This is a genomic window from Rhodococcus sp. MH15, assembly GCF_019266045.1.
In the GTDB taxonomy this organism is placed as follows: Bacteria; Actinomycetota; Actinomycetes; order Mycobacteriales; family Mycobacteriaceae; genus Rhodococcus_F; species Rhodococcus_F qingshengii.
Genome location: NZ_LPNP01000069.1, coordinates 49,219 through 74,999, shown reverse-complemented (window position 1 = coordinate 74,999; position 25,781 = coordinate 49,219). Strand labels below are relative to the sequence as shown.

Genomic DNA, 25,781 nt, shown 5'->3' with positions numbered 1-25,781 from the left:
AACGGCAAACGCCCGGCTCGGGATCTTCGATTTCCACCTGTGCATCGGTGGAACAGCTGTGGAGAAACAGCACTGCCCGGACCGAATGGCCCGGGCAGTGTCGGAGCTAAGTGCTAGTGGAGGATTCGTCGGATTTCTTCTCGCTGGGTGTCCCGTCCGCAGAGTCCCCGCTTGTAGTCTCCGTGTCAGCAGCCTCACGGGGTTTCCACCCCTCGCGGTCCCGCCTGGCCAATTCGGCGAACATGGCGTTGTGAGCAGCGAGGTCGGCGTCGTGGTCACGCTCGGCCGCACGGTCGGTTCGGCGCGCGGTCCTGCCATCGCTGCGCGACCACTGAACCAGTAGCGCGAGCATGACCACCATGAGCGGGATCTCGCCGGTCGCCCACGCGATGCTGCCGCCCAGCTGCTGATCGCCGATCAGGTCGTTGTTCCAGCCGAGGCCGAGCGAACGGAAGTACGCGCCGCCCATGACGGCGGTGGTGCTCATCAATGCCACGCCGAAGAAGGCGTGGAACGGAAGTGAGCCGAAGACCATTGCCAGCTTGGTCACCGGCTGCAATTGGCGTGGTGACGGGTCGATACCGATCGCCACCCAGTAGAAGAGATAGCCGCTGAGGATGAAGTGCAGGTTCATCAGCAGGTGAGCGCTGTGCGAGTCGACGGTCGCGCCGTAGATTCCGCCGAGGTAGAGCGCGTAGAAGCCGCCGACAAAGAGAACTGCCGCCACAATCGGGTGGGTGATGAATCGCGAGAACGGGCTGTGCAGAGCGGTCAGAATCCACTCGCGAATGCCGGGCACGCCGTCCTTGCCTGCCGGATCGAGCGCCCGCAGAGCCAAAGTGATCGGCGCACCCAGAACCAGCAGGACTGGTCCCAACATCGACAGCGCCATGTGCGCACCCATGTGAACGCTGAAGACTGCCGGTGCGTATTTGCCGACGCCCGAAGACGTGGCGATCAGGAGCACCGCACAACCGCTCATCCAGGCGATGGTTCGGCCGACAGGCCAGGAATCCCCACGCTTGGCCAGCTTGCGAAGGCCGATGCCGTACAGAATCGCCGCAGCAACGGCGGCGGTGCCGAACATGAGGTCGAATCGCCAGTCCGTCACGAAGGCCATGAACGACGGCGGGTCCGGAAGGTTGTAACCGAGTTCGACCTCGGGAATCGAGGGAATCGACAGCGGAGGGGGCGGCGGGGTACGACCGAGGCCGATCGCGAGGCCGATGGTTGCCGCCATCACGATGCCTTCAGCGCCGGCAAATCGAATCAGGGCAGAGCGACTCTTCGGATTCTCCGCCAGCGCCGGTAGCGCCCGACTCCGCTGAGCCCAACCGAAGAACCCGAGGATGATCAGTGCAACTGTTTTCGCGACGATCAATCGTCCATACGTCGTGGTGAATACGTCGTCGAGAGGCAGACGGACAATAGCGTTGATGACGCCGCTGAATCCCATGACGACGAAGCAGATGGATGCGACCGTCGAAAAGCGTCGGGCTGCTACGTCGGTGTAATCGCCGCCGCGGCGCGCGTGTGCCAGTAGCGCGAACAACCCGCCGGCCCAGAGCGAAGCCGCCACGAGGTGCAGGATCAGACTATTGGTAGCGATGTCATGCGAGCCGCCCGAAGAGGAGTGACCGGTGAGAGCAAGCGGCATCAGTCCGAGGAGACCGACCAGCAGCAGGAGCGGAGTCCACCACCAGCGCAGTGTCAGTCGGGCCAGGATCGCCAGAACAACCGCGATGATCGCCGTCCAACGCCAAGCGCCGGCGATCTCGACCTGATCGAGTCCCGACCACAGGTTCGCCGGTTTGATCGCTTCGGCAAACGGCTGACCCGACGTGTCAGAGAGCGTCAGAGGCACCATCATGAACGAACAGATCGCCCACACGATCGCGGCGTGCGATGCAGTTCGGACTGCCCGATAGCCGTCGACGTCGAGGACGCCCGACTTCTGCGGCGGCACGAAGAACGCGGCCAGCAGCAGTGACCCGATCGCGATGACCGCGGCGATCTCCCCCAGTGCCCGCATCGCGGGCAGGCCGTACGTGGTGATCGGGCCTGGATCCGGAATACCCAGAAGAGTCAGTGCCTGCGACGCGGAGAATCCCACCACGATGGCTCCAGTGAGCCCTGCGATGAGTCCGCTGACCACGAATATCGCGGTCGAAGAAGCGGGTGCACCGCTGTGCTGTGTGGACTCCGGTGGGGAATCTGTCGGCGCGAGGTCGGGTGTAGCCATACCTCAAGGGTAGGACCTTCGCGAACCGACTACGACAACGCGTCGGAGTTGGGCGGCGCGCGTCACATCCCGAACCCTCGAGTATGATGTTCCACGCGCCTCCGTAGCTCAGGGGATAGAGCAAGAGCCTTCTAATCTCTTGGTCGCAGGTTCGAATCCTGCCGGGGGCACCACAAGATTTGATTCACGGATAGTCACACTGCGTGGACGAGCGGCCACTGGGCAGAGCAGTCCGATACGGACCGAAACCTAGCCCACAAATTACGTGCCGTCCGCAGTAATCTGCCTCGCATGAAGAAGGCACTTCCGAAGACCCTGAAGTCACTCGCCCGGACCGTTGGAATCCTGGCACTCGCGATCGTCGTTGTATCCGTCGTCGAGCGGTTCACCGGCGCACACCAACCGACTACCGGTCCCGCCTCGTTGACCGGGCCAGACCAATCGTTGTAGCCCTTCCCTGCGACTGCGACAAGGTCGTCTCACGAAGTTCTACGACGACGAGTCGGTAGGCAAGAGTCCACCAATGGCGGCTGAGTCGCGTGCAACACGCTGTGCGGAGCGGCCCGCGAGTGTCACAGAATCTCTGGGCTCCGGATCCCAAGGCGTAACAGCAACCGGGGCGGTCAAACCTTGCGGGCAGCCGTGGGTGTAGCGCCATTGACACAAGCTGCGTCAGAATGGTTGCGCGAGAACTTGATTCGAAGGTCCGATTTCGCGAAGTGTCCAGAGAGCTGCGAAAAGTACCGTCTGCGGGACCTCGCGGCCACTCGGTGCGGCTGCTCGGATGTGGCGACTGCGCACCGATCGAACCGGTCGCATCCACCGTCAGCAACTACTCAACGACCGTCACCTTTTGACTCCGGGGATCGAAAGCGCTTGAAAAGTAAGCCAGTTCATCGTGCCGAGCCGCGCGAGAACGACCTGAACTTGCGAGATCTCGGGATCTTCGAAGAAGCCTCCGACGTGGCATTTTCCGAGATCCACACACATCCCAGGCAGTGCCTCATCCGTGCGCACAAGAGCGTCGCCAAAAGTCGCTGCGGCGCGCGATCAGCTGGACTGACGTAACCGTACCGAAGGCTTTCTACGAAAAGCTGGGCGATTCTTTGTCTCGAAATGCCATGTCGGCCCCCGAAGCATTATCGACAGTTAACTCAGACCGGAATCCAATCTGCTAAGAAAAACGAATCCAATGTGACCCCTATCTCTGGATCATTTCAGAACAGGGGTTTCGATGACCCGCGACTGAATTCACCCCCTAATTCACCCTCCTCCTATACACAGAAAAATGATTTGCATTTATGTCGAGCGTGTGTGCACAGATAATTCGCTCCACACCTTGTCGTTCCGACAGCAAATAAGGGGCAGTGAACTGCATAAAGGCTCATTCGGTACAGCAGCGCCGACTCGGCTCGGCCGCTCACCGATTGTCGACAAGTGCCAAGGCAGGCATGCAACTGATGGTCGAGATCGAATTGTGATGAACCAGCCAGTTAACTTGAAAGAAATCAACGAAAGATAGATATACCCAGGTAAGCGCAGTTTTTCTTGCATGGACGCACGTCCATGGCGTATCCAGCTATGCGATTTGCTCGTGTTAGATTCCTGATTGCGCATCGCCCGGTTTGCGCCTTCTGCGTTGTTTGCGCGGAATTTGCATCTTCTCGCGAACGGCCCCGCCCACATTTCTTTACGTTGTGCCAAAGAAAGGAATTTCATGAAAACCGTCACGGCAGCGAAGCACGTAGCACGAAGACTCCCCCTCGGAGCCATCGCACTGTTGCTATTGCTATCCGGGATGGTGCTCATGCCCGAACTGCAATGAATCGCGCAGGAAAGATCCTCGGCCGCAGCCTTTAGTACCTCGTAGGTCGTCGCGTTAGCTAATACCGGCGGTCGATCTTTCTTGGAATTTCCTGGCCTACCCAGAGCCGGCCGTCGGTCTGCGCTGGCGCCAACCAGGTCCGATTATCAACTGTTCGGCTCCGCAATAGGACGCCTGAGAATCACCAACGCTCGCATCCAGGCTCCAGAGCTGCTCAAAGGTCCCGTTTCGCTATTCGCCGGCCCCGGAAACGGGGCCCAAATCATGTGTTCTGAACGAAAGGTGTTCGTCATGCGTAACCGTGTCTTCCCACGCCGCGCCGGGGAGGGGGTGGTGTCTCGGTGGGCAGCTTTGGGGATGATTGTTGCGGTCCTGGCGCTGGTCGTATCGTCGTTCTCTTTCGTCCAGGTTGCCTCGGCAGATGACGTCGGGACCTCGACCGCCACAGTTCCGACCTCAACAGTTCCGACCACAACGAAGCCGCCCGTAACTACGACGGAGGCGCCACTGAAAACGACGGCGCCGCCTACTTCCACGTCGGAGTCACCCACTTCTGCGAAACCGGCGATCACAACCACAGCGCCCCCGTCTACGACTTCTGTGGCGGCGCAGCGACTGGCCGCACGCGGAGTCAATCCCGGCATCGATGTGAAAATCACCGACGTCCAGGTCGAGGGAAAGAACGACCAGCAGATCACGGTCGGGGACTCCGTCACGGTGAAGGGCACCTGGGACGCGTCAAGCGCGAGCCCGCAACCGGGCGACCAGTTCACCATCGGATTCCCTGACGAGTTGAAGCTCCAGTCCAACCCGACGATCGCGCTCGAGGGCGACGACGGGACGGTTTGGGGCACATGCGATCTGGTTGCTTCCACCAATCTGATGACGTGTGTTCTCTCCGATGCCGTGGCGGATCGCCCGGACGAGGTGAAGGGCGATTTCTTCGTCTACACCAAGGCGGTCGCGTACACCACCGAAGAGAAAGTTGATTTCACGATCAACGGCAGTTTCGACGTGACGCACGAGCTACCCGGCGGTGGCGGCATCAGCGACGGCAGCGTGATCAGCGAGGCCAAGAAGTCCGGCCAACTCCAGGGCAACAAGCAGTCTGTGCGTTGGACGATCGACATTCCCGGTGCCGATCTGGCCGCACTGGACGCGGGCGGCACCGGTTCGGTGACCCTGAGCGACGCGCTCTCAGAGAACATGAAGCTGTGTACGGGCAGCCTGATCGACGCGAAGCTGTTGTCCGGTCGCCCGAACGATCTCAAGCCGGTCGCAGGCGGCGTCACCGTCACCCAGAGTGCCGCTGGTGATCCAGTCAGCATCGCGCTCGACAACGGCGGCCCCTTCGAAAGAAACAAGCTCTACCGCATCGAGTACACCTCGTGCACAACCAGCGGCGAAGTGGACATCACGGGCACTGTCTACGACAACTCCGTGACCATCGGCGGGAACACCGTAGGCGCGGCAGGCGTCGGCCAGGATTGGGCTCCAGAGACCGGGCCGTCGAAGTCCGGCGGTTGGGCCGGGGGCACCCGGTACAGCGAGATCGACTGGAGCATCACGGTTCCGGGCACTTTCATCGCGAGCCTCCCCGACCAGAAAGTCATCATCAAGGAGACTCTCGGCGCCAATCACGAGGTCTGCGAGGGCGGCCTCGTCCCGACGGTCTGGCGCGCGAACCGTCTACCCGGGCTGAACGGTGAAACAACCAACCACGTCAACGTCACCTCCGAGTTCGACATCGACGCTTCCGGTGCCACGGCGAGTGCCCAATCCTTCAGCATGACCATCACGCCGAAGGAAAAGATCAAGCAAGACTCGACGCAGTACTACTACGTGAAGTTCCGGTCCTGTGTGATCGAGAAGGAGGTGCCGGACTCCTCTGATGTGTTCACCAATACGGCGGTCGTCAACGGCATCTCCAAAGACGCTTCGGTGACGGGGCCCAAGTTCGAGGGCGGCAAGACCGGCACGCTCAACACCGAACCGAAGGACGTCGCGGGCGAGAAGCAGCCTGCCGGCACGACCATCGACTGGAAGGTACAGGTCTCCGGACACACCCTCGAGGGCCTCGACGCACCGGCGGTCATCACCGACACGTTCTCCGACAGCTTGGCGGTATGTGATGTCAGCGGCGATCTGAAGAAGGACCTCAATTTCAAGGTCACCGCGCGCGACTTCCTCGCAAAAGAGGGCGGCACGGACATCACCGCAGGCACCACGGTCACACGCAGCGGCGACAACGGGATTGCTGTCACCCTCCCGAAGGACGCGGGTGACTACAACCGTGAGACACGCTATTTCATCGATTACACCCTCTGCACCAGCAGCGGTGGGCTGGATCAGCGCGGCACGGTTTACGGGAACTCGGTCTTCTACAACGGCAAGACTCAGTCGACGCAGAGTGTCAAGCAGGAATGGGGCGGCGGCGGCACAGGTCAAGGCGTGTCGCGGGGCTCGTTCTCGCTTCTGAAGGAGATCGCTCCCTTCTCCGAGAAATTCCCCCAAGACACCGAGTTCACTGTGAAAGTCGAGGAGTTCGCCCCCGGGCAAGATCCAGCGACCGACGCCCCGGTGAGCTCCTACGAGATCAAGGTGAAGGCTGACGGGACACCCGTCAGTGGGATCAACCCCCGCGGAACCGGCTGGCAGATCCGCCTGTCCGAGATCAACCTCCCCACCGTTGACGGCGTGTACTTCGAGCGAGGAACGTTCCGCCCGTCAGAGGGCGTGACGCTCAACGGGGACCGCACCGAGGCGCTGGTGACCATCACGCCGAAGAGCAATGTCGGTGTCACACTGCTCAACAAAGCGAGCCTGGGATCGGCGAGGATCACCAAATCCGTCATCGGTGACGGAGCGCGCACGGGGCTCGAGGCTTTCGTCGTCAACGCAGAGATCGCCTTCGGTGACGACGCCGCCGGCAACGAGCTGCGTCAATTCACCCTGAAGGACGGTCAGCACTACGACCTGGGCAAATTGCCCATCGGAGCGAAAGTCACCTTCACCGAGGTCCAACCGACGAACACCGACCTCGTGACGTGGTCGCTGCCGGTGATCAGCCCGAAGACGCTCACCATCGGCACCGACGCGTCGGCGAACACGGTCTCCGTCACCAACGAGGCCACGATCACGCAAGGCACCTTCGAAGTGAGCAAAAAGCTCACGGGCCCGAAGGCGTCCGACAAGGCCGTACCGGCGAGCTTCGACGTGATTGCCACCTGGCTCGATACGGACGACAACCCGCAGAGCAAGACGCTGTCTCTTCCGTCCGACGGCACCCCGGTTCCGTTCGGCGAGAACCTGCCGGGCGGCACCGAAGTCACACTGACAGAGCTGGTTCCGGCAAACGGTGACGGTCTCGCCTATGGCGTGCCCGCATACTCCGGGAATGTCAGGATCCGTCCGGACAACGCAGCCGTGGTGACCATCGGCAAGGATCTGCGCAAGATCGAGGTGTCGAACTTCGTCGACGTCAACGACGGCACTCTGCGCATCGCAAAGCAGGTCGGCGGTGAGGCCGCCGAGGCCGTCGGCGACGACGTGGAGTTCACGGTCGAGGCGCGTTGGCGCGACGGTGTGGGGTACCGCACCCAGGTGCTGAGCGTCAAGCAGGGACAGACCACACCGCTCGGCGTCGACCTCCCTGTCGGCACCGAGGTGACCTTCACCGAGACCGGCCGTCCCGATGTCGACGGAGTCGAGTGGGGCGCGATCTCCTGGGGCACCAGCCCGGAAGGCGAATCGTGGCTGCACTCGAACCTCGACGGCACCGCGACGGGCATAGTCTCCGACGACCCGACCGACGGTCGGCTGATCACGCTGTCGAACGAGGCGCTGTGGAAATTCGGATCGGTCGAATTCACGAAGTTCATCCTCGACGCTGACGGCAACCCCGTCCGCGCACCCGAGGCCGACCTGCCTGACAGCGCGACGTTCGAGGTCCGCATCGACGGAATCGATCCGGCACTCCCCGCTGGAACTGATTTCCCGGCAGTGGGCCAGAGCATCACCCTCGATGCCGGAAACGACTGGAGCTGGACGTCCGACGAGGTTGTGCCGCGGAACACCGTGATCACCTTCTCCGAGGTCGACCCCAAGCCACTGGCCGGTATCGACTGGGCGCGGCCGTACTACTACGTCTCCGCGGATGCCGGTGACGCCGATTACCGCGACACCGTCAAGGCGGTGGCCGGTGAGAAGGCTGTGGTGGAGATCCACAACCGCCCGATCCCGACCACCGAGGTGGATATCGACAAGATCGTGACCGGCCCCAAGGGCAGCCAGGTGGCCAAGGACGGATCCACGATCTTCCAGGTCACGGCTACGTGGACGGACATCGACAATGAGGCGCGGTCTTGTGTCCTCGATGTCAAGCCGGGCGCTTCGGTCACTCCGACCGCCCAGTGCGACGCAGCCGTCATCGACGGCCGAGTCCAGTTCCCGCTGAACACCGACATCACTTTCACAGAAACCGGTGCTCACACCGACGTCACCAACGTCAAGTGGGGTGACGTGATCTGGGGCGTCAAGGAAGGCAAGGCGGACGTCTCGACGATCGACGGCGAACCGACCGCAACTTCCGTCAAGCTCACCGGCGAAGCAAGCAAGTCGGTGGTTCTGGGACTCGAGAACAAAACCAGCAGCAATGGGCTGATCATCATCCCGATCCCGATCCCGCTGCCGCCGTGGGAAATCCCGACATGGCCGGGCTCTGAAGTACCCGGAGGACCAGGCACTGACGTGTCGACTCCCGGCAACAACGCTCCCGGCAACAACGGTGGTGGACACAACGGTGCTCCGGGCACACCTGCTCCGGGAAATCCTGCTCAGGCCAAACCGGACCAGTCCTCGTCCCTGCCGGTAACCGGCGCGAACGTCATCTGGCTCGCCGGTCTGGCGCTGGCACTGATCGGCGGTGGCGCATGGCTCACCCTGCGTAACCGCAAGCGTGGACCCGGCCAGGAGTAACTCCCAACCAGGAATACCGAAACAGGGCGGGTGCGACATACGCCTGGTCGCACCCGCCCTGTCACCGTCACGACGTATTCATCTCGCGGCCGCCCCCGTGGCCCACCCTTCGAAGGAGAAACACCATGTCATTCCTCCCGTTCCCGATCGTCATCGAAGGCATCGAGACCACTGGTTCTGCCGCGATCGACGGCCTCGGTCGCCTGTCCGTACTCCTTTACGATCTCCTCGGCGGTACCGGAAGCGCCACGATCAACGCGGGCAGCTAGTTCGATACGGCACCAATTCGACACATCAGTTAGCTCGGTAAATCTGTGAAGAGGAGACCCCGGTCCGTGAGCGATACCGAAGTTCCAGGGCGTCGTCGGCCGGGCGCAGGCCAGGTAATCGGCGAACTGCTCCTCACGGCCGGGGTCGTCATCCTGCTGTTCGTCATCTATGAGGCGTTCTGGACCAATATCGTCTCAGGGCGGCTGCAGGACGAGCTCAACAACAGTCTGGAGGAATCCTGGGCCGAAGTCCCCGAAGCCTCAGGAGCGATCGATGGTCAGCCGGTGTCCCCGCTGATCCCTGTGCTCGGCGAGGGATTCGCGCGCGTGCATTTCCCCACACTCGGCGCCGCGTACGCAATCGTCGAGGGCACACGCAACGAGGACCTGCGGGCCGGCCCCGGCCACTACCCGGACTCGCAGATGCCCGGCGAAGCCGGAAACTTCGCGCTCGCCGGGCACCGCAATGGTTCCGGCGCAGTCTTCCAACACCTGGATCGACTCGATGCATGCGATGCCGTCGTCGTGGAGACCGAGTTCCAATGGATGACGTACCGGTTGCTCCCACTCGACCAGGCCTCGCCCGAACGTCGCGCTGCGGCGAAAGCCTGCTTGAATCCCGAGCAAGCCGATCGTGTTTCCGAAGGCGACTACGTCCATCTCCTCGGGCGGCACATCACCGTGCCCGGGGATGTTGCGGTCGTCAACCCGCTGCCCGGAAACCCTTGGGCCGAGCCCGACGCCACGCTGGAAAGTATGTTGACACTGACCACGTGCCATCCGCTCTACTCGAACAGCGAACGCTTGATCGTCCACGCGGTTCTCGTCGAAACAATCTCGAAGACTTCGGGCACCATTCCCGCGGCATTCCAGGAGCAATGAATGTACGGATACCTCTGGGGAGCGCTCCCCGGCCCCCGACCAGTGAAGGCCCTGCTGGCGATCGTTCTCGTGGTCGCGGTGGTGCTGCTACTCATGGAATTCGTATTTCCTTGGGTGTCAGAGCATATGCCCTACTCCGACGTCACCGTATAGAGCGCCCGTGCAGGTCGGCCGACACCGGCACGAGGCCCGGCTGGCGCCCGAAGGCGCTGTCCTACAGCGGACTCGACGGACCTACGATGATTCTGGCGTGTCGATGCAAACCAGTTTCCGCGTGTGTCGGAACGGGTCGCCTAGTTGACACTCGAGGCTCTCCGGAATGTTCGTTCGACGCCTGAGCGAGCACTGAGACCTGACTCCGCCGCTACAGAACCTTCGTGAAGATCTGCGCCGGCGCTGCCGTCTCGAGCTTGGCCAGCGCCTCAACCAACCTGACGAAGTGCTCGGTATGGGTGTGGGCGTCGAGGTGCTCCTGAGATTCCCATTCCTCCACCAACACGAGCTCGCAGGGATTGTCGGTGCGCTGCAGTAACTCGTAATTGATGCAGCCGTCCTCTTTTCGGGTCTCGGTGACAAGTTCGTCGTACAACCGAAGCACTTCCGCGAGATCGCCCTGCTCCACTGTGGTTGGCACCAAAACCCTGATCACAAAGACTCTCCGATTCGTCTGACCCGCGTTGAACCCTCCGCTCGAAGTCTGCCGTAGACCTCCGACAGATCGACATTTCCGTTGTGACTCGAAGTTTGCGGACAGGCGCAATACCTACGAAACACCCCCGATACCGGAGGTTCGTAGGGTTTGCCGAAGTCGGGCTCGCAATCAGCAGCGCAGCCCTGGGCCCGGGCGAGGGGTAAGCACATGAGTGGAAATGCAGTTCGCTTGCAAGCGATCAAGGACGTCGAGGCCTACACACCTCCGGTGGTCAGTTTCACGACCGACGAGACACCCGGAGAGGTGTTCGGAGCCAACGTCTTCAACAAGGTGGTCATGCAGAAGCGACTGCCCAAGCTTGTCTACAAATCGGTGATGGCGACGATCGAGCAAGGCAAACCGCTTGATCCCATGGTCGCCGATGCGGTCGCGTCGGCGATGAAGGACTGGGCGTTGGAGAAGGGCGCAACCCACTACGCCCACGTCTTCTATCCACTGACCGGGTTGACGGCCGAGAAGCACGACAGCTTCCTCGAGCCGGTCGGCGACGGCAGTGCACTGGCGGAGTTCGCCGGCAAGACCTTGATCCAAGGTGAACCCGACGCTTCGAGTTTCCCGAACGGCGGGCTGCGCAACACATTCGAGGCTCGCGGATACACCGGCTGGGATGTCACGAGCCCGGCCTACGTTCTCGAAAACCCCAACGGCAACACACTGTGTATCCCGACCGTGTTCGTTTCGATGACCGGCGAAGCGCTCGACCACAAGACTCCCCTGCTGCGTTCACAACAGGCAATGGGTTTCCACGCCGAAAGAATCCTGAAGTTGTTCGGCCACGACGACCCCGAGCACATCGTATCGTTCTGCGGTCCCGAGCAGGAGTACTTCCTGATCGATCGACACTTCTTCCTCGCCCGCCCCGACCTCCTCAACGCCGGCCGAACACTCTTCGGCGCAAAGCCGCCCAAGGGCCAGGAGTTCGACGACCACTACTTCGGGGCGATCCCGGAACGTGTGCTCGGATTCATGATGGACACCGAGCGGGAACTTTTCAAACTCGGTATCCCCGCCAAGACACGGCACAACGAGGTTGCGCCCGGCCAGTTCGAAATCGCCCCGATGTTCGAGCGAGGCAACATCGCCGCGGACCACCAGCAGTTGCTGATGACCACCTTCAAAACCATCGCCAAGAAGCACGGCATGGAATGTCTGTTCCACGAGAAGCCGTTCGACGGTGTCAATGGCTCCGGCAAGCACGTCAACTTCTCGCTGGGCAACTCCGAACTCGGCAGTTTGCTTGTCCCCGGCGACAATCCGCATGACAACGCCCAGTTCCTCGTATTCTGCGCCGCAGTCATCCGGGCCGTCCACAAATACGCCGGCCTCCTGCGCGCGTCGGTCGCATCGGCAACCAACGATCACCGTCTCGGTGCCAACGAGGCTCCCCCGGCCATCATCTCGATCTTCCTCGGCGATCAGCTGGCCGACGTCTTCGAGCAGATCGCCAAGGGCGCAGCGACATCGTCGAAGGACAAGGGCACCATGATGATCGGAGCCGACACCCTTCCCGTCCTACCGACCGACCCGGGCGACCGCAACCGCACGAGCCCATTTGCCTTCACCGGCAACCGTTTCGAGTTCCGCGCGCCAGGATCGCTGCAAACAGTCAACGGCCCGATGGTCACCATCAACACGATCATGGCCGAGGCCTTGGACTACATGGCCACCGAACTGGAGGCCGCGGTCGCCGACGGCGCCGATTTCGACACCGCCGTCCAGAATCTGCTCACCGAGATCATCACCAACCACGGTGCGGTTGTCTTCAACGGCGACGGGTACTCGGAGAACTGGCAGATCGAGGCCGAGTCTCGCGGCCTGCCGAACCTTCGCACGACGCTGGACGCCCTTCCTGAACTGATCACCGAGTCCTCGATGGAACTCTTCGAGAAGTACAAGGTCTTCAACCACCGGGAGATGCACAGTCGCTACGAGGTCGGACTCGAACAGTACGCACTGAGCATCGGCGTCGAGGCACGCCTGGCCGCCGAAATCGGTACGACGCTGATCCTTCCGGCCGCAGTGCGCCACCAGACGGAAGTTGCGCAGAACTTCGTCGCACTGAAGTCCGCCGGCCTCGAACCGGATTCAGCACCGCTCGAAGAAGTGTCGGCGCCCGTTGCGGCTCTGCGCACAGCGCTCGCGGCCCTGCGCGCAGCAATCGACACCGACGCCGGCGAGTCGCCATTCGATCAGGCCAAGCACGCACAGGACGCACTCCTGCCCGCCATGGCAGAGGTACGTGCAGCGGCCGACTTCCTCGAAACCATCGTCGCCGACGATCACTGGCCACTCCCGACGTATCAGGAAATGCTCTTCATTCTCTGAGCATCACCCGAATATCACTACCCACAGAACTATGGCCTGCAACTCGATCGAGTTGCAGGCCATAGTTGTCGAATCTTGCTCGGCTAGCGGTCTTCCGGCATCGTGACTTCGAGGACGCGAGCCTCACCGGTGGTCGCGGGGTCAGGACGATCGCGCGAATCCGACGACGCCATCTGGAGTCCGTTCAAATCGGTCCGCATGTAGATGACGTTGTAACGGTCCCACGTGGTGGCGACGAATTCGAGGAACTGTCCGCTCGCCCACGGGTGCATGAATCCGCCGTACAACGCGGGCAACGTGATTCCACTCAACAGGGTCTGCGTACCACTCCACGGGCCTTGCGGTTGGTCGGCCTGACGGATCACCAGGTTGCCCTCGGCACTGGTGTACATGGCAACGAACTTGTTCAGGTAGTCGTTCCACTGCACTGCGAGTTCACTGACCGGTGCCTTGATGACCTGAACGGCATCGGTATCTCGCGGACTCCAACCGGAGCCGTCCCAGTATTCGTAGGCACCGAGATTTCTGATGTCGGCGCCGGCCACTCGCGCCAGGATCGCCTTACCGAAACGACCTGAGGGAGTTCCGTATTCGTAAATGTAGCCGTCCCGACCGTCGAGGAAGGCGCTCTGCTGGAAGTTGGAATTGATCGGCGATACTGCCGGAATCCCCGGAATGCCAAGTCCTTCGGTATTGGCGCGAACTGTCGCCGGATCGAGTTCCCAGTTCTCACCGTTGTCCGTGGAGAAAGCCAAAGCCGAGTAGTTGGTGGTCCAGGCTCCGGGTTCGTCCCACGACCGAACGGACATGAATCTGATGTACTGCACACCACCGTGAGAGATTCCAGCGGTCGGGATGGTGGTGAACTCACCCGGAATGCCGAATCCCGGAATGATCTCCTTGGAATGATTGGGGCCGTCCAAAGGAGAACTGTCGATCTTCATCCCGTCGGCAATGGCGGTGTCGTTGCTGCGGAACAATACGTTGCTGCGCCAGTCGTCACCCGGGGTGTCGCAGTCGCCCACCGTGTCGCCGAATGCCATCAGCACGTCGTGATCCGGCCCCGAAAGACCGTTGTCCCACATGATTCCGAGGTCGGTACCCGACACGTTGAACCGCTCGATGGTGTTGTTGGGACTGCCTGGGCCAGTGACCATTTCGATCGCCTTGGTCCGGCCGGTCAGCACCGGCAGAGCACCGTTGGGGGCGCCGGTGATCCAAGGCAGCGCGTTGGCGAGGGAGCCGGTACCGGCGGAACCACTGCCGAGTGATCCGGTCAGCGAGCCGAGCGAACCCGTCATCGATCCGGCGGAACCACTTCCTCCCGACCCACACGGTCCGCCGATCGCCGACGCAGACGGTGCTGCGGCAATCGTCGCGGCAATCGTGACGACGCCTATCGACAACATCGCCGACATGGAGTGTTTTTTACGCACGTGCAGCCCCTCTGATCATTTCGACTCCCGTTCGGACCACAGGCACAGTGATCCCCGACCGCAGAAGCAAACCATTTGGACTGTGTTAAGAGAGTGAAAGCTGAGCAAATTGTTATAAATCGCCCGTTCAACTGACACAAGTGACAGCTGTGTCCGATTTCACCTTCACAGGACAGTTGTCCGATACAGCAATAAAGGCGCCTAGTATGTAACGGAAATGTAAAAGAGTTCTCACAACGAGGTAGGTGAGCGGTGTCCGTACGTGACCGCGTAGCGCAGATTTACGATCAGGTTTTGGTTCGCAATGCAGGAGAGCCCGAGTTCCATCAGGCCGCCGCAGAGGTCTTCGAGTCTCTTCACGTAGTGCTCGAACGCCACCCCCGCTACGCCGACGCCGGACTCATCGAGCGGCTCTGCGAGCCGGAACGCCAGATCATCTTCCGCGTGCCGTGGACCGACGACCAGGGCAACGTTCACGTCAACCGTGGCTTCCGCGTGCAGTACAACAGTGCACTCGGCCCCTACAAGGGCGGCCTGCGCTTCCACCCCAGCGTCAACCTGGGCATCGTGAAGTTCCTCGGCTTCGAGCAGATCTTCAAGAACTCACTCACCGGCCTGCCCATCGGCGGCGGCAAGGGTGGCTCGGACTTCGATCCCAAGGGCCGCTCCGACGCAGAGGTCATGCGCTTCTGTCAGTCCTTCATGACCGAACTGCAGCGTCACATCGGTGAATACACCGACGTTCCGGCCGGCGACATCGGTGTCGGCGGTCGCGAGATCGGCTACCTGTTCGGTCAGTACAAGCGGCTGACCAACACGTACGAGTCGGGCGTCCTCACCGGCAAGGGCATCACCTGGGGCGGATCGCAGGTTCGCACCGAGGCCACCGGCTACGGCGTCGCGTACTTCGTCGCCGAAATGCTCAAGGCAAAGGGTGAAGGCCTCGAAGGCAAGAACGTCGTGATCTCCGGATCCGGCAATGTCGCCATCTACGCAATCCAGAAGATCCACCAGCTCGGCGGCGTCGCGATCGCCTGCTCGGATTCCTCGGGATACATCGTGGACAAGAAGGGCATCGATCTCGACCTCCTCAAGGAGATCAAGGAAGTTCGCCGCGGCCGCATCAGCGAGTACGCCGACGCAGTTCCGCATGCCGAGTTCATCGCCGACGGTTCCATCTGGGACGTGCCGTGCGACGTCGCACTCCCCTGCGCGACTCAGAACGAGCTCGACGAAGATGCCGCAAAGACCTTGATCGCCAACGGCGTTCAGGCCGTTGCCGAAGGCGCGAACATGCCCACCACCCCCGGTGGCATCCAGCTCTTCCGTGACGCGAACGTAGCCTTCGCACCCGGCAAGGCGGCCAACGCCGGTGGCGTTGCAACCTCCGCTCTCGAAATGCAGCAGAATGCTTCGCGTGATTCCTGGAGCTTCGAGTACACCGACGAGCGTCTCGCCGGAATCATGCGCGGCATCCACAAGCGCACCATCAACACCGCTGCCGAGTACGGAAAGCCGGGCGACTACGTGCACGGCGCGAACATTGCCGGCTTCGTGAAGGTGGCCGACGCCATGATTTCACTGGGCGTCATCTAGAGATTTCCGCACCACAGACAGCAGTACAAAAAGGGTGATTTCACCCTGAACCGGTTCCCGTACATCGGACTGGTCGAATCAATACCTAGGCCTCGAGGGCCCTGGGTCCGCGAGGACCCAGGGCCCTCGAGCTTGATCTGAGCAAATCGCCCGCGACGAGCACCGTAGGCGCCGGCAATGATCCCAGACGGAACTCGCGGTGTCCTCCGAAACCGTTTTCCGCTCTGACGTCGAAAAACACCGTAAGTGGACGATTGTTTAGGTCCGCAGCGCGTGGGGCATATGGACTTATCTTCACATTTGTCCATTTCACAGTTGGACGATCGTTCATGTGGTAGAAATCACAACGCCTGGCGCAATTCGATCCGCAAATTTCAGCGGCGAGTATGCCCCCGAACAAGGCCTCAGCGTGTACCCCGCTTCGTAACGCGCCGAGCCTCCGGATGCCTGTGCCAGGCGACGCACCTGTCTAGAGGAGGCCACCCATGTCCCCAGCGCTGCTGAACAACCCGGGACCGCTCATGTTGGGAGGCAAGCCCGCCTCCACAGCGGTCAACGACGTCATCCCACTGGCAAGCGATCTCGTAGATCACCTGTCCCGTGCCAACCCGACGTTGACTTCCCTCCAAACGGAGGCAGTACGTCGGGAACTGATTGCGGTGATCGTGCAGGGGCTCCAAGTGGGGATCCAGCTATTGGATCACCGCAAACTTCCCACCGACCAAGAGTTGGACGGCATTCACACGATGACCGTCCAACAAGCATTGAAAGGCGTGCCACTCAGCGCGATCCTCAACTTGACCAACGAGGGCATCAGCACTTTTCGCACCCTCATCCTCAGCCGGGCCGACGCCGAGGACTCCGCCAATCTCGGGGATCTCAACGAGTTCTTGTTCGCACTTGCGCAGCGGCTTCACTCGTTCATCTCGATCAGCTATCTTTCGGCTCTTCCTGCCGGTTCCCAACTCGGGGAATACTCCGCCGGCGCTCTCGTGAAAGCCATGCTGGACGGCGACGATCCCACCCAGCTTGCGTTGCAGATGGGCGTTGAACTCGCACCCCGCTATCTCGTCCTGCGGCTCCTGGTGAACCTGCCGCCCATCCGCCCGGGAGCACGCAACGGCAACCACCAGCGCATACAGGCCTACCGTGACCTCTCCGTCGCTCAATCGAAAATCGCGGCCCACTTCGGGTCGGCGCTGCTCGAAGCTCCTGCACCGCAACGTGGTCTGGTCCTGATCGAGGGCACACCCGACTGGGGAACAGTGTGCGAGGTCATCCAACGCGCACGCGCAACGGTCGGGGTGGAGATCACAGCAATCGCCGAGAACGCCGCGGTACGAGATATCGCCGCCGCCCAAGCAACCACTCACGAATTGGCGCAACTCGTGCGGCGCCTGAGACTGCCGGCGCGGTCCTACCGAATGGAAGACCTCGCGCTCGAGTATCAACTCACTCGGGGTGGCGCAGGCCGCGACAGCTTGATCAATCTTCTCAAGCCACTCGACGGCAATCCGGAACTGCTGCAGACATTGTCCATACATCTCGCCAACGGCCAGCATCGTCAGCGCACCGCGTCGGCGCTCGGCCTGCACACCAACACCGTCGACAATCGAATCAAGCGCATCGCAACCCTGACCGGATTGGATCCGGCCCTGCCCTCTGAACTGCTCAAACTGCGCGCTGCCATGATCTCGCTGACCTTCGCAAGCACTGATGTGGACAATCGTCCAGCGAAAATGTGAACACTCACATCCTCGCTATTAGCTGTCCACGTGTGGCGCCTGGACCCCACTTTTCCGCTCCGAACCGGGCTATAAAAGTGTGGTGCGAATCACCGCGCAAACCAGTAACAATTAAGGGGAAACACATGATCAACGGCCAGGATAACGCTCTCCTCGGTGCCTTCTTCGACACCATCCTGCAGCTCTTCAACGCGGGCAGCACCGGCACGGGCTCGACGGATGGCGGCGGCGTCTCCTAGGACGAATCTCGGGCCCTGTGCGAGAGAATCTCTCGCACAGGGCCCGCTCCAAGCCGCCTGACACTGTGATGGCGGTGACCACGGTGACCACCACGTCGCCACCGCTGAAACCAGGAGCAAGCACATGATCGCCGCACCAACCACAGGCGCTTTGGCCGTCGTTTTGAACACCGTCCTACAGATGTTCAACGCCGGCAGCAGTTTCCTCTACACCGACAACTCTCCGATTGGCGGCGGCGGCGAAACTCCCACGACGCCTGCTCCCTGATCGACTTACCCGCTCGCATCACACAGTCGCGGCACAGACAGGAACCACCGTGATAAACCAGCACACCCTGGGCAGCCTGGTCATCGACTTCGGCTCACTCTCCCGAGCACTCGGCTTCGGCAACGGCTCCATCGTGTCGCTCGGCAGCACCGGAAGTGGCTGAAACAGCCCGCCTGACCACGTCGACGATCCCGTCGCCGCTCACCTTCTCACCACATCTCGAAACAGAAAGCAGGTCCCCCTGTGCCTACAATTCCGCTCACCGGCGACCCCATCGTCATCAACATCATCGTCCAGCTACTGAGCGCGGGCAGCAGCAATGCACTCGCACTGGGCGGAGTCGGTAGCAGCGGTCTCGGTAGCACCGGGCTCGGCAGCTTCGACTCGGCGAGCCTCGGCAGCGCTGCTTAGGACCTCACTTGTGATCGGCGTTCGATCCGCGTCTTCGGCCGCCGAGGCAGTCCACGAAACCCGCGTTGCCCTCCGTCATCTGTGACGGAGGGCAACGCGGTCGTTCAGGCGAGACGGCTCGCGGTTGCGCGATCAGGCCGTCCGCCGCGGTGAATCAACGCCAGTCTTCAGGTGGATCGCTGTCGTCGTGCTCGAGGGTCACGGACTCCGAACGATCGTCAGCTGCAGCCTTTTTCGCCGCTTCACGCATCTCGATTCCGTCGGACACCCAGTCGCCGATCTCGCGCGTCACGTCTCGAACGGCCCCGGCGATGATCATCGCGATGGAGCCCACGTGGTTGGCTGCACTTTCGGTCAGTTCCTGGACCGTGTCCTTGCGGCGTTCGAATTTCCCGACCATCAGTGTGTGCCTCTCAGGCTGCAGTTCGCTGGCGCTCGACGATAACACCGGGAGGGGTCTTCGACTTGACCAAACCGGGCGGAAGAGCGAGCTTGAAGATCTTGCCCCATACCGAACCGATCTGCTTGAAGAACCCACCGGTGTTGTACGGCAAACCGTACTTCCCACACAATTCTTTCACCTGGGGAGCGAGTTCCGGATAACGATGCGCAGGCAGGTCCGGGAACAGGTGGTGCTCGATCTGGTGCGAGAGGTTGCCGGACATGATGTGGAAGAGCGGGCTTCCCTCGATGTTGGCGCTGCCGAGCATCTGACGCACGTACCACTGCCCGCGAGTCTCGTCGGCCGTCTCGTCCTCGGTGAAACTCTGGACACCGGTGGGGAAATGGCCACAGAAGATGATCGAGTACGTCCACACGTTCCGGACCAGGTTGGCGGTGACATTCCCCGCGAGAGTGGTCACGAACAGCGGCCCCGTGAGAACCGGGAAGATGACGTAGTCCTTGAGGACCTGCTTGCCCGCCTTGTTCCACCAGCCCTTCAGGAGCGGCTTGACGTCGTGCCACTTGCGTTTGCCCTGGATGACGTTCTCGATCTCGAGATCGTGCATCATCACGCCCCACTCGAAGAGCACCATCAAGGCGAAGGCCCAGACCGGATTACCGAGGTAATAGGGGTTCCACTTCTGCGCGTCGTCGATACGCAGGATGCCGTATCCGATGTCGCGGTCTTTGCCGAGAATATTGGTGTACGTGTGATGCATGTAGTTGTGCGAGTGACGCCACTGGTCGGCCGGGCACACCGTATCCCATTCGAAGACTTCGGAATTGAGCCCTGGTTCACGCATCCAGTCGTACTGACCGTGCATGACGTTGTGGCCGATCTCCATGTTGTCGAGGATCTTGGACACGCTCAATGCACCGACTGCCGCGAGCCACACCGGAGGCAGGAAGCCCAGGTACATCAAACCGCGACCTGCGACCTCGAACCCGCGCTGAGCCTTGATGATCTTGTAGATGTACTCCCGATCCTCCGCCCCGAGCGAGGCGACGGTGCGATCGCGCAATGCGTCCAACTCGCGGCCGATCTCCTCGACCTGCTCGTACGTCAGAACGACGGGAGCGTCGTCCTTCGCGTCGGAACCGTTGCCGAGGAACGGGAGGGTGGGAAGTGAAAGTCCAAACATGTCGGTCTCCAGACAGTCGTGTGGAAAATGGGACTTCAGATGTCGACGGTGACGTCGCCGACGGGAGCACTGACGCACAGCTGGATCTTCTTGTCCGGCTCGTCGTCTGTCTCACCGGTGCGCACGTTTCGGGTACGGCCCGCCTTCTTGACGGAGGTGCAGGAGAAGCAGATTCCCATCCGGCATCCGTACTCGGGATTGAGGCCCGCAGCTTCTGCTTGTTCGAGAAGTGTTTCGCCGGAGTTCTCGGCCGCCACCCCACTTTTGGTGAATGACACCTCGCCGCCGGCCTCCCCCGGCTCGGCCACCGCCGGCGCGAACTCCTCGGTGTTGAGCAAGTGCTCGACGTCGACCTCACGGAACACCTCACGCACTCCCCGCATCAGTCCGGGAGGTCCGCAGAGATAAGCCTGGGCGTCGATCGTGTCCGGATCGGCGATCCAAGGAGCCACCGCGTCGAGGTGCCCGCGATCGAAGAAACCTTCGAGGTCACCTCCACCGCTTTCGGTGTACACGAGTACCAGTTTCACGTTCGGGTTCTGCTCGGCGATGGTCTTCAGCGCGCGCGTGTACGCCACGTCGGCATCGGTGTTCGCGTAATGCACGAACACGATCTCGCCCGAGTGCTGCTCCTCCACCAGCGTCCGAAGCATCGACATGACCGGGGTGATTCCACTGCCGCCACTGATCAACAACACCCGACGCGGGCGGTCGACGGGAAGGGAGAACACACCGTCTGCCTGCGAGAGGCTGACAACGAGTCCGGGTGCCGCGTTGGCGTACAGATACTGCGACACCAGGCCACCCGGATGCGCTTTCACGGTGAGCTCGATCAGCCCACTGCGCGTAGACGCACCCCCGGCCGGCGAGTAGCAGCGAGTGTGACGAACACCGTCGATCACCACGCCCAACTGCACGAACTGGCCCGCCTGAAAACCGCGCCACTGGCGAGTCGGGCGCAGCGTGAGAGTGACGGAGTCAGCCGTCGGATGGTCGACGGCGACAACCTGCGCGCGGATGTCACGAACCGTCGCCATCGGGTTGACCAGCTCGAGGTACCGATCGATCTGATGTGGAGCAGCCATGGCTTCGATCAGTCCCACCAAGGACAGTCCGCGCCGAGGTGCGGACTTCGGTGTCGTGTTCTCAGGAGCAGATGCGATTGTCATGACCCTCCTCGTACTTCGATTGCCGGGTGTATCGATTGCTGGGCTAGCTTCCCCCGACTGCGTGAATTCAGTGTACAAATGTTCACCGAAGATAGTGTGACAGGTGCACACAAGTACATGTCAACAAGAATGTGATCCGAGTTACACGAGTTGCCGAAAGGAGCCGGAATGCCTGTACCTACACTCGACGTCGTGACGAAGGCCGGACCGGTGAACCCAGAGCGCAGGGAGCCCGACAACAGGGAACCGGAAAGTCGTGCCGCCAAGAAGGAACGCACACGCCAAGCGCTCCTGGACACTGCCATGGACCTCTCGGCCGATCGCGGCTTCGCTGGAATCAGCCTGCGAGAGGTAGCCAGGGAAGCCGGGATCGTTCCGACGGCGTTCTACCGCCACTTCGCTTCACTGGAGGACGTCGGTGTCGTCCTCGTCGAAGAGAGCATGCGTATGTTGCGCCAGATGCTGCGCGACGCAAGGCGTAATCCCAGCACCAAGGACGCCGCTACGTCCCTGGGCATCCTTGTGCGACAAGTGCATACACACGAGCGACAGTTTCGGTTCCTCTGCCGCGAACGCTACAGCGGCGTCAGTGAGGTACGACGTGCGATAGCCACTGAAATGCGGTTGTTCGTCAGCGAACTGACCATCGACCTCTCCAGAATTGCCGGACTGGAAAGCTGGTCGTCGGACGATCTGGAAATGGCTGCCGACCTGATCGTCTCGACGATGTTCAGTGCTGTCGTCGAACTGCTGGACGCCGGGACCGCCGGGTATCGCGACGAAGCCGCCGTCATCACACGAGCCGAGAAGCAACTGCGAGTCATCATGCTCGGAATGGCCACCTGGAATCCACCTCGAAACTGACCTCGGGTTCACCTTTTCGACGTACGGTGAGAGTCATGTCTTCCACGAGTACATACGAAATCCCCGTTGGCGACCTCACCTTCGACGTACTGATCTCGGGCCCGGACGACGGCATTCCGCTGGTAGCGCTGCATGGCTTCCCGGAGAGCGCCGCATCCTGGGGCAAGGTCACACCACTGCTCACCGCAGCGGGCTACCGCGTAATCGCACCGAATCAGCGCGGTTACTCCGCCGGCGCACGCCCCGAAGGGGTGGATGCCTACAAGATCGAGCACCTGGTAGCCGACGTCGTCGCATTGCTCGACGCGCTCGGCCTGTCCGACGCGCATCTTGTCGGTCACGACTGGGGTTCGGCGGTCGCCTGGCAGGTCGCCGGTCGCCATCCGAACCGGATCCGCAGCCTGACGGCGATCTCGGTCCCCCACCCCACCGCCTTCGGTTGGGCACTCCGCGAGGACGAGGACCAGAAGCAACGCTCGTCCTACATCGGACTTCTCCGACAGGAGGGAAAAGCCGAGGAAGTGTTGTCGGAGGACAACTTTCGCCGGCTGCGTGCCATGTTCGACGGCCAGATCGATCCTGAATTCGCCGACGAGCACATTCGTGTCCTGAGCGGGGAGGGCGCGCTGACCGGCGCCTTGAACTGGTACCGCGCGATGACCCGCGACTTCGGCGATATCGATCGCACCACCGTGCCGACCACGTATGTCTGGAGCACCGGCGACACAGCGCTCGGCCGCGCAGGCGCAGAACGCTGTGGTGAATTCGTGGACGCCCCCTACGAGTTCGTCGTGCTCGACGGCGGAAGTCACTGGATTCCGGAAGAGCGAGCCGAAGAGTTGGCCGAGGCGATCCTCGCACGTGCAGGATCCTGATCGCCGCGACGAATTCGGCTCTATGTATGTTGTCATACATAGAGCCGAATTGATTCCATCACCAGGAGTTCTGCGATGACCGAGACCGTTGCACCACCCCATCCTTTCGACGCTGCTGTCGGATTGACGCCACTCACCGCCGGCTTGTCGACCGGCGAGACCAATCCGGCGTACAACAACATGGTCGGGCCATTCGGCGGCGTCACCGCTGCCACGTTGCTCGAATCCGTACTGAAGCACCCCGAACGCCTCGGCGATCCGCTGTCGTTGACCGTCAACTTTGCCGGTCCGATCACCGAGGGCGCCTTCGAGATCTCCGCCCGGCCGGTGCGCACCAACCGCTCGACGCAGCACTGGTCCATCGAACTGTCTCAGGACGGAACCGTCGCCACTACCGCGACGGCAGTGTTCGGTACCAGGCGTGAAACCTGGTCGTCTACCGAGATCACGATGCCGGAAGTTCCGTCGGCCGAAGACGTTACACTGCTGCCGTTCCCCGAGTTCATCGCCTGGGCACAGAACTACGAGATGCGCTTTGTCGAGGGTGCGATCCCCGACCTGGAGTCGGGCGAGCATCCCGACTCGACCACGACACTCTGGGTGCGCGATCAACCGGCACGCGCTCTCGACTTCACGTCGCTGACCGCACTGTGCGATGTCTTCTTCCCACGAGTCTTCTTGCGCCGAGGCAAGATGGCTCCGGCTGGAACGGTCTCGATGACCATCTACTTCCACGCCGACGCTCAGACGCTGAACGAACAGGCAGACAATTCCGTCCTGGGAACGGCGCGGACCCAACGGTTCGGAAACGGATACTTCGATCAGTCGGCCGAAATTTGGGGCAGTGACGGCGCATTGCTCGCTACGACACACCAGTTGGTCTACTTCAAGGATTGACGGGAAGCGCACTGTCCCCTTCCGGCGCCTTCACCATCGACAATGCGGCAAGACCGACGCCGAGAACCACCAGCAGTCCGATGATGCCGGCACGGTCTGCACCGAAGAGCCAAGCGAACAGGCCGAACAGTGTCGGTGCCAGAAACGACACTGCTCGGCCTGTGGTCGCATACAGGCCGAACATCTGACCTTCACGCCCAGGCGGGGTGATGCGCGCCAAGAAGGTTCGTGCCGAAGACTGAGCGGGCCCGACGAAGAGGCAGAGCGCGAGACCGAAGATCCAGAACATCACCGGCCCTGACACCGCGATCAATATTGCGCCGACCACGATCATCGACGCCAGCGAGACGGTGATGACCTGTTTCGGTCCGATCCGATCGTCGAAACGTCCGGCCACCAATGCACCGATTGCGGAAATCACGTTGGCCGCAACACCGAACAACAGCACGTCGGCCGCACTGATCCCGTAGACGTTGACAGCCAGCACGGCTCCGAAGGTGAACACGCCCGCGAGACCGTCACGAAAGAGCGCGCTCGCGATCAGGTACCAGATCGTGCGCCTGTCGACGTTCCAGAGTTCGCGCAGATCGCGCCACAACACCCGATAGGAGTCGAGGAACCCGGCCTTGGACGCTCCCGGATCGACCGCGGGGCTGGGCAACTCTGGAACCTTGAAGAACACCGGAATCGCGAAAACCGCGAACCACACTGCAGCCAGCAGTGCCACCATCCGGATGTTCATGCCGCCGTCGGTGGTCAATCCGAGGAATCCCCGAGTGTCACCGTCGCCGACGATGAACCCGAAGTAGCACAGCAACAGCAGCACGATTCCGCCGAAATATCCCATGGCCCAGCCGAAGCCGGAGACTCTACCCAGATTCTCCGGTGTCGACACCTGCCGCATCATGGCGTTGTAGGGAACGCCGGCAAGCTCGAAGATCACCGAACCGATTGCGAGCAGAACCAATCCGAGCCACAGATAGCGGTAGTTGTCCTCGACGAAGTAGAGGCCCGCCATCGAGAGCACGGTGATGCCGGTCAGTATCGCGAGCGAGAGTTTACGTTTACCCGACGCATCGAAACGTTGTCCGGTGATCGGAGCGAGAATCGCGATGAAGAAGCCGGCGATTCCGAGTGCCCAGCTGAGCCACGTAGTTGCCGAAATCGTGCCGGGAAGGTCGTCACCGACCGCGTCGGTGAGATAGACCGAGAAGACGAACGTGAGGATCACTGCGTTGAATGCGGCCGATCCCCAATCCCACAGCCCCCATGCGAACACTTGACTCTTCGTGGCCGCACCGCCGATGCCTGCGGGTGGCTCTGCCTGCGTGCTCGTGGACTCGGCGCTCATACGGCGAAGCCTAACTGCGCGCGGGCGACTCGGCGCCTCTCTCCGAAGTCGACATACAAGACGCTCTATGCACCCGAGTTAGTACGCACTTAGTTGCATACGCACCTGAGTG

General features: G+C 61.6%; 20 protein-coding genes and 1 tRNA gene. 14 read left to right on the top strand and 7 right to left on the bottom strand.

Features of this window, described 5'->3' with window-relative positions; genetic code table 11:
• Window positions 1-106: 106 nt before the first annotated feature.
• Window positions 107-2,242, bottom strand: a complete 2,136-nt coding sequence (locus ATN37_RS18595; RefSeq protein ID WP_218695486.1) for a cytochrome c oxidase assembly protein — start codon at window positions 2,240-2,242, stop codon at window positions 107-109.
• 97 nt (window positions 2,243-2,339) lie between these two features.
• On the opposite strand from ATN37_RS18595, the gene ATN37_RS18590 reads away from it, so the two are divergent.
• From ATN37_RS18590 to ATN37_RS18565, 6 genes are all read left to right on the top strand, one after another.
• Window positions 2,340-2,415, top strand: a tRNA-Arg gene (locus tag ATN37_RS18590).
• 118 nt (window positions 2,416-2,533) lie between these two features.
• Window positions 2,534-2,692, top strand: a complete 159-nt coding sequence (locus tag ATN37_RS18585) for a hypothetical protein (protein WP_003945304.1) — start codon at window positions 2,534-2,536, stop codon at window positions 2,690-2,692.
• A gap of 1,732 nt (window positions 2,693-4,424) precedes the next feature.
• On the top strand, window positions 4,425-9,044 hold the full coding sequence (locus ATN37_RS18580; protein WP_218695500.1) for a DUF5979 domain-containing protein: 4,620 nt from the start codon (window positions 4,425-4,427) through the stop codon (window positions 9,042-9,044).
• Window positions 9,045-9,169: 125 nt separating this feature from the next.
• Window positions 9,170-9,313, top strand: a complete 144-nt coding sequence (locus ATN37_RS18575; protein ID WP_003945342.1) for a hypothetical protein — start codon at window positions 9,170-9,172, stop codon at window positions 9,311-9,313.
• Between the two features lie 66 nt (window positions 9,314-9,379).
• The gene (locus ATN37_RS18570) at window positions 9,380-10,195 is read left to right on the top strand and encodes a class E sortase (RefSeq protein WP_058038880.1); all 816 of its coding nucleotides are present in this window, start codon (window positions 9,380-9,382) and stop codon (window positions 10,193-10,195) included.
• Window positions 10,196-10,348 (top strand): hypothetical protein, encoded by a 153-nt coding sequence (locus ATN37_RS18565; protein WP_003945315.1) that lies wholly within the window; start codon window positions 10,196-10,198, stop codon window positions 10,346-10,348.
• A 211-nt stretch (window positions 10,349-10,559) separates the two neighbouring features.
• On the opposite strand, the gene ATN37_RS18560 is transcribed toward ATN37_RS18565, so the two are convergent.
• Entirely contained in the window at window positions 10,560-10,829 is a 270-nt protein-coding gene (locus ATN37_RS18560; protein ID WP_231915233.1) for a putative quinol monooxygenase, read from the bottom strand.
• Between the two features lie 225 nt (window positions 10,830-11,054).
• On the opposite strand from ATN37_RS18560, the gene ATN37_RS18555 reads away from it, so the two are divergent.
• The gene (locus ATN37_RS18555; RefSeq protein ID WP_019749120.1) at window positions 11,055-13,232 is read left to right on the top strand and encodes a glutamine synthetase III; all 2,178 of its coding nucleotides are present in this window, start codon (window positions 11,055-11,057) and stop codon (window positions 13,230-13,232) included.
• 83 nt (window positions 13,233-13,315) lie between these two features.
• Here ATN37_RS18555 and ATN37_RS18550 read toward each other — a convergent pair whose 3' ends face one another.
• On the bottom strand, window positions 13,316-14,650 hold the full coding sequence (locus ATN37_RS18550; protein WP_058227156.1) for a DUF4185 domain-containing protein: 1,335 nt from the start codon (window positions 14,648-14,650) through the stop codon (window positions 13,316-13,318).
• Between the two features lie 270 nt (window positions 14,651-14,920).
• Here ATN37_RS18550 and gdhA point away from each other — a divergent pair, with 270 nt between their 5' ends.
• The 4 genes from gdhA to ATN37_RS18530 all read left to right on the top strand — a co-directional run bounded on the left by gdhA (window position 14,921) and on the right by ATN37_RS18530 (window position 18,927).
• Window positions 14,921-16,264, top strand: coding sequence for an NADP-specific glutamate dehydrogenase (gene gdhA / locus ATN37_RS18545; protein ID WP_003945368.1), 1,344 nt, complete (start codon window positions 14,921-14,923; stop codon window positions 16,262-16,264).
• 485 nt (window positions 16,265-16,749) lie between these two features.
• The gene (locus ATN37_RS18540) at window positions 16,750-18,009 is read left to right on the top strand and encodes a CdaR family transcriptional regulator (protein WP_003945374.1); all 1,260 of its coding nucleotides are present in this window, start codon (window positions 16,750-16,752) and stop codon (window positions 18,007-18,009) included.
• A 363-nt stretch (window positions 18,010-18,372) separates the two neighbouring features.
• The gene (locus ATN37_RS18535) at window positions 18,373-18,516 is read left to right on the top strand and encodes a hypothetical protein (RefSeq protein ID WP_003945326.1); all 144 of its coding nucleotides are present in this window, start codon (window positions 18,373-18,375) and stop codon (window positions 18,514-18,516) included.
• Between the two features lie 243 nt (window positions 18,517-18,759).
• Window positions 18,760-18,927, top strand: a complete 168-nt coding sequence (locus tag ATN37_RS18530) for a hypothetical protein (RefSeq protein ID WP_003945367.1) — start codon at window positions 18,760-18,762, stop codon at window positions 18,925-18,927.
• Between the two features lie 154 nt (window positions 18,928-19,081).
• On the opposite strand, the gene ATN37_RS18525 is transcribed toward ATN37_RS18530, so the two are convergent.
• From ATN37_RS18525 to ATN37_RS18515, 3 genes are read right to left on the bottom strand one after another with little or no spacing between them, the layout of a single operon-like run.
• Window positions 19,082-19,327, bottom strand: coding sequence for a hypothetical protein (locus ATN37_RS18525; protein ID WP_218695485.1), 246 nt, complete (start codon window positions 19,325-19,327; stop codon window positions 19,082-19,084).
• 13 nt (window positions 19,328-19,340) lie between these two features.
• A complete protein-coding gene (locus ATN37_RS18520; protein WP_058227155.1) occupies window positions 19,341-20,513 on the bottom strand; it encodes an acyl-CoA desaturase in 1,173 nt (390 codons plus the stop codon).
• A gap of 35 nt (window positions 20,514-20,548) precedes the next feature.
• Entirely contained in the window at window positions 20,549-21,682 is a 1,134-nt protein-coding gene (locus ATN37_RS18515; RefSeq protein ID WP_075833685.1) for a ferredoxin reductase, read from the bottom strand.
• Between the two features lie 168 nt (window positions 21,683-21,850).
• Here ATN37_RS18515 and ATN37_RS18510 point away from each other — a divergent pair, with 168 nt between their 5' ends.
• The 3 genes from ATN37_RS18510 to ATN37_RS18500 all read left to right on the top strand — a co-directional run bounded on the left by ATN37_RS18510 (window position 21,851) and on the right by ATN37_RS18500 (window position 24,318).
• Complete coding sequence (locus ATN37_RS18510) at window positions 21,851-22,546, top strand: TetR family transcriptional regulator (protein WP_003945327.1); 696 nt, start codon at window positions 21,851-21,853, stop codon at window positions 22,544-22,546.
• 35 nt (window positions 22,547-22,581) lie between these two features.
• Window positions 22,582-23,421 carry an alpha/beta fold hydrolase gene (locus ATN37_RS18505; protein ID WP_218695484.1) on the top strand — a complete coding sequence of 280 codons (840 nt, stop codon included), beginning with the start codon at window positions 22,582-22,584 and terminating at the stop codon, window positions 23,419-23,421.
• Between the two features lie 75 nt (window positions 23,422-23,496).
• Window positions 23,497-24,318, top strand: a complete 822-nt coding sequence (locus ATN37_RS18500) for an acyl-CoA thioesterase II (protein ID WP_218695483.1) — start codon at window positions 23,497-23,499, stop codon at window positions 24,316-24,318.
• On the opposite strand, the gene ATN37_RS18495 is transcribed toward ATN37_RS18500, so the two are convergent.
• Window positions 24,308-25,669 carry an MFS transporter gene (locus ATN37_RS18495; RefSeq protein WP_007733331.1) on the bottom strand — a complete coding sequence of 454 codons (1,362 nt, stop codon included), beginning with the start codon at window positions 25,667-25,669 and terminating at the stop codon, window positions 24,308-24,310. The two genes, ATN37_RS18500 and ATN37_RS18495, sit on opposite strands and share 11 nt — an antisense overlap.
• Between the last annotated feature and the right edge of the window lie 112 nt (window positions 25,670-25,781).